Below are 3,687 nucleotides of genomic sequence, written 5' to 3' on the forward strand. Positions count from 1 at the left end.
AAGAAAGTAGCGATAGTTGCCTGTATGAGAAAGATGGTTGTGACACTTAATTCAATGCTAAGAGACGGTATAATGTGGGATAAAGATAGCGCCAAAAATTAGCTATTGACGCCATAGTCTCTTGTTAACTGGCTTTTCTAGCGACCACTAAGCCATGGTTACTTGAACCCAATAAAGTTGGTTCATCACAATTTATTAAGTGATAGTCTAACCAAGTTTGGTATTGAGATGGCGTAAAGTTATTCACACCGTTAGATATATAGCGTCCAAAACCATCTGTCGCAGTGTGTCCGATAACAATAAAACCTTTGTCTTGTACCAAACTTTCCACTTCAGTTGGTGTAGCAAAATACCCTACGTTGAAGAAGCTATCTGCTTTCGAGTTTGAAACTGTGCCATGTTTATTTAGTTCGATTAGTACTTCTGGAGTCACTAGTTCTGGAAATTGTTGAGCGAACAGTCCCGCGACAAAAAAACGAGATATGTAGGCAACTGCTAACACTCCATTCGGCTTCAAAATTCGCAATGCTTCGTTGATCGCCAGCTCTCTTTCATGTTGAGTTTTCAAATGGTAAAGAGGTCCTAGGATTACACAAACATCTTGAGAGTTGCTTTCGATAAATGGTACATCACATGCGTTACCTTCAAACACTTTTAATTCGATGCCCTCAGATTTTGCTTTGGTATTTAAAATATCGACTTGGTCAGGCACAAGCTCTACTGCTGTTACATCACAGCCCATTTTTGCAAAAGTCAAAGAATAACGACCTGTAGCTGCTCCCAACTCACACACCGATTTACCTTTTGACAAATAAGGCATTAGTTTATGAATTGTTGTGTCAAACTCTAGCTGTGTGATGTACTGTCGAGTTAGCCTCTCATCTTCATTTGCACCCGTATATTGGGCTATAAGCTCTTCCAATGTTAAATACTCCTTTTGCCAGTTAACGCCCAATTAAGTAGCCAAAAACGTACAAATTCCGTTTCTGCAAACTACGTAAACACCAAACTCACCGCAAACTAAAAATGCCACACGTTTTTGGTCTGCTTGAATTATTTGTTAGAGCGATACAAACAAACAGACTTAACTTGGCAATGAAGCACTTAGCTTGCATTCAATGAACTGCATCTTAGCCAACAAAACCTTCTGCAACCAGACCACAAAACTCAAAACACCGATTCGGTCGAGAATTGAGAAGAACAAACCGAAAACCAAACTCCAAAATCCGATGTCCCCAACTGACATGAGATCCCAAAGCAGCTTGGCTGGTAGAGAATTCTCCACCTTGGTGCAGGTCAAGGAATCGAACTCAAAAACACTGAAGCCAGCAATATTCGAGAACCTTACAGCCCTTGAATTTTCAAAGCGCTATAACGCTCAATTAAGGGATGAACAACACCTTCCCCCACACCTAAAGCATTGTGCCGTAAACACTAAATTTGAAGTAGAAGCAAAAATGCCAAGCGTTGTGAATCCATCTTAAATTACTTGTTATAAGCGTTCTTGAAGTATTCAGGAATCAAATGTGGATACCAACTGACAGAGCCAGCTTTATGGCATATCCAATACTTTTCGTCATACGTTTTCCTTAATGCCAATTCAAACTCTCCTGATTTTTTCACAACTTCAACTTGTGACTTCAGAAGAATATATGCGAGAGCAAGTGGGCAAAAATCTGAGATTTCTTTGAACAAGTGCGCATTGTTATTGGATGTCACTTCTATGCGCATTTTCCGAACACGATCATAAATTTGTTTTAACTCTAAAGGCTCAACAACCAATAAAGCTAGAGCTTTAACCACTAGATCGTCATCAATAGCATATGGGTATGAAGCAAACGTGTCCGTAATACCTTTTACTTGCTTGGACCATGAACTTTTACCCGGAAGATTGGACTGCCAATATTCACATAGTGCATTAGCACAAGATGAGACTGACTGATAATATTGAACCTCAACATCTGCATTGCAGTTGAGATAATCATTAACTTGAAGTTCGTTAAGAGTCTTCTTGATGTTAAATTTCGTTGAGATATGTGCAGACCCTAAAATATCTCTATGTTCATTCTCAGTAACATGGTGCTCAATTTTAATTAATGAGTCGAAACAAACACCTATAAAATACAATTTATGATCAGTTGACTGATTTGACGTCAATGTCTCATTTAAACTTCCCAATGCCTCTTTATATGCATCGTAAGCAGTTTTTGAGCGCATTTTTTTCAAATTACTGATATAGGTTATTAGTGCCATTATTACAGCGCAAGACGTGGCTAACGCAGAGATAGTTGTTGGAATATCACCCAAAATTGCGAGCACATTTTTGGAGTCTTCAAACCTATGATATGTAATGAGAACGAACAAATACATAACACATGCGATAATTACCACTGCTTTCATGAATACCCCGAAATCCTATTTTTTTGTAGCTTATAACGCCCTGCCAAGGGGTGAGCAGCGCAATACCGAAGCTACCGTATACCACCTTAATCACTAAAACCAACACATAGTGAAAATGCCACGCGTTGCGAATCAATCCTGAACAGTTTGTTAGGCTTAGACTTAACCTTTATAAATCATTTAGATTAAAACCTGTATTAACCGCACAACGCTCGATACTGTCCAAATAGTTTACTAACGCAGAGTTCTTCTCATACACAATCTGCGCATAGTCTTTAGACGGAATATGGTCAATATAGTCTGTCGACAACATTACATCTTCAGACCAAGTATTAGAATGAAGATGATCTCGTCCGATATATATTGCGGCAATGATTTGCATTTGTACCTTAGGGGTAAGTTGCCCCATGAAAACGCTAGCTTGTTGAAGAGTTAGCGGAGCAGTGCTTTTTAAAGTATTTATCGCATTATAAATTGGCATTGGAGTTCCTTTATGTGTTTTATATACCCACCAACACACATATGGATTATTCAACTAATATTCAAGGGGTTATACCCAAACTTATCCAAAGGTGTGAAGCCTAACGCCAGCTTAAACCGCAGACAACGCACAAAACAAGCCCCTGCATTGCGCCTTAAACACTAGAATCACTGCAAACTAAAAATGCCACGCGTTGGCTGTCGGTTTGAAGCTTTTGTTAGAGCGATACAAGCAAACAAACTCGCTTGGAAATGAAGAACTTAACTTGCATTCAATGGAGTCTATCTTAACCAACAAAACCTACTGCAACCAGACCACAGAAATTAAAACACCAACTCGATCGGAGAATTTAGAAGAACAAACGAAAAACGAAGCTTCAAAGTACGATGATCTCAATCGGCTTGGAAATCCTACGATGACTTGGCTTGCGACGACATTTCCACCTTGGATATCGTTGAGAAGTCGAGCTCACAAACACCCAAGTCAGCAACTTTCGAGAACCTGACAACCCTTAAATTATCAAAGCGCTATAACGCCCGCTTAAGCCGCTGCCAACGCACTACAACGGCTACCGCATTGCGCCTTAAACACAATTATTGCTGCAAACCAAAAATGCCACGCGTTGGCGGTCGGTTTGAAGCTTTTGTTATGTGATTGCTACCCACCGAAAAGTGCAGTATTTCCAAGACCAAATAGGATTAGAGGAACTGAAATAGGTGAGCTATATACTAAAAATCGCTTGCTTAGAGAAGCCCTATCCACTGGTTCTCCATGCTCATTTTTATCCAAATTTCCTCTTTTAACGC

The 3,687-nt window shown here is 39.6% G+C and carries 3 protein-coding genes and 1 pseudogene; 1 reads left to right on the forward strand and 3 read right to left on the reverse strand.

Features of this window, described 5'->3' with window-relative positions; translation table 11 throughout:
- Positions 1–102, forward strand: a pseudogene (locus HC752_RS23740) (IS110 family transposase); the annotation flags it as partial.
- A gap of 22 nt (positions 103–124) precedes the next feature.
- Here HC752_RS23740 and HC752_RS23745 read toward each other — a convergent pair.
- From HC752_RS23745 to HC752_RS23760, 3 genes are all read right to left on the reverse strand, one after another.
- On the reverse strand, positions 125–922 hold the full coding sequence (locus tag HC752_RS23745; RefSeq protein WP_190337661.1) for a class I SAM-dependent methyltransferase: 798 nt from the start codon (positions 920–922) through the stop codon (positions 125–127).
- A gap of 563 nt (positions 923–1,485) precedes the next feature.
- Complete coding sequence (locus HC752_RS23750; protein ID WP_190337664.1) at positions 1,486–2,400, reverse strand: hypothetical protein; 915 nt, start codon at positions 2,398–2,400, stop codon at positions 1,486–1,488.
- Between the two features lie 169 nt (positions 2,401–2,569).
- Entirely contained in the window at positions 2,570–2,881 is a 312-nt protein-coding gene (locus HC752_RS23760) for a hypothetical protein (RefSeq protein ID WP_190337663.1), read from the reverse strand.
- Positions 2,882–3,687 lie beyond the last annotated feature (806 nt).

Origin of the sequence: Vibrio sp. S9_S30 (genome assembly GCF_014694455.1) — a bacterium.
Classification (GTDB): Bacteria; Pseudomonadota; Gammaproteobacteria; order Enterobacterales; family Vibrionaceae; genus Vibrio.

What these genes read in the sequence shown, in the direction of transcription:
- HC752_RS23750 (WP_190337664.1), bottom strand. Translation starts at nt 2,400, where the DNA reads ATGAAAGCAGTGGTAATTATCGCATGTGTTATGTATTTGTTCGTTCTC.
- HC752_RS23760 (WP_190337663.1), bottom strand. Translation starts at nt 2,881, where the DNA reads ATGCCAATTTATAATGCGATAAATACTTTAAAAAGCACTGCTCCGCTA.